The organism is Neobacillus drentensis (assembly GCF_036966985.1).
GTDB lineage: Bacteria > Bacillota > Bacilli > Bacillales > Cytobacillaceae > Neobacillus > Neobacillus drentensis_E.
Genome location: NZ_JBALSN010000340.1, coordinates 3,926 through 5,202, shown reverse-complemented (window position 1 = coordinate 5,202; position 1,277 = coordinate 3,926). Strand labels below are relative to the sequence as shown.

The 1,277-nt window shown below is 38.3% G+C and carries 1 protein-coding gene and 1 pseudogene; one reads left to right on the top strand and one right to left on the bottom strand.

The features are described 5' to 3' along the window. Window positions 1–256: 256 nt before the first annotated feature. The gene (locus V7659_RS21070; RefSeq protein ID WP_335542020.1) at window positions 257–478 is read left to right on the top strand and encodes a hypothetical protein; all 222 of its coding nucleotides are present in this window, start codon (window positions 257–259) and stop codon (window positions 476–478) included. Window positions 479–563: 85 nt separating this feature from the next. On the opposite strand, the pseudogene V7659_RS21065 reads toward V7659_RS21070, so the two are convergent. After that, window positions 564–1,277, bottom strand: a pseudogene (locus V7659_RS21065) (DNA mismatch repair endonuclease MutL); the annotation flags it as partial.

Below are 1,277 nucleotides of genomic sequence, written 5' to 3'. Positions count from 1 at the left end.
CCCTCTGATTCTAGATGTGGGAATCTGCAGCTTTTTCTTTATTCTTGGATCGTCATTTAATGTTTGTTAGATTCAAGAGAGTTTATTAATCAGATACAGAAAACCTTCCTGCTGAAAAAAATGTCGAAATTTGGCGAAAAATATTATTTCAATGTATCCGCTTCCACTTGTTAAAATCATTTTATCGAAAATATTTAAAATTTTTACTTTTTTTAAACTATTCTTTTTTTTTAATTGCAAAGGGGAGGCATTATTTATGCAGCAGCTAAGAAAAGAGGAACTAAAGGAGAAGAAATTGACCGAAACAGTTCAATTAAGTATCGACGTTCCACAACATATTAGGGACAAGTTTTTGGAAGCAGTAGAAATTAGCGGAAAGACAATTAATGATGTTTTAAAGTTGTATATGCAAAAATACACGTGGAAACAGGGAGAATTGCAGAGAAATAGACAAAAACGCCGTCAAGAACTTGGCTGATGCTATGGAATTAAAAAAGGGGGAAAGAGCCTCACTCAATCAAGAGTAAGGCTTTTTTGGGTTCTGGATATCTATATTTTGTAAATCACATCACCCGTTTAAACATTTTCTCCATCTCATAAACTGAGTAATGCACGATAATCGGTCTTCCATGCGGACATGTAAATGGATCGGAAGCCCTCCGGAGATCATCTAATAGTGCTTGGATCTCGTCATTTCGTAAATGGCGATTCGCTTTAATGGATGCCTTACAACTCATCATAATCGCCGCTTCTTCACGTAGTTTCTTAATATCTACCTTTTTCATTAATAATAGCTGCTCAATCATCTCTTCAATGATTTCTTTTTCTTCCCCTTTTGGGAGCCATTGCGGATGGGAACGGACAATATAACTATTAATTCCGAACTCCTCAAGAAAAACCCCGACCTTTTCGAGCTCGTTTTGGTATTCATTTATTTTCAAGAATTCATCCGTCGAATACTCAAACGTTAATGGTACCAGCATTTCTTGTAACTCAGATTGGACCTGACCTACCTTTTCCCGGAAATACTCGTACTTTAACCGCTCTTGTGCTGCATGCTGGTCAATGATATACAATCCATTTTCATTCTGGGCAAAAATATAGGTCCCATGCATTTGCCCAATTGGATATAACCGAGGAACTCTACTCTCGGACGGTGCAGGGCAATCTGTCTCGCTAGGCTCAATGGTAGATTCAACCCTTGTGTTACCTTCGTCCGTCTTAGCCGGCGACTCACTAAATGGATTAGCAGAGAACCAGGTGTCAGGCACCATTGT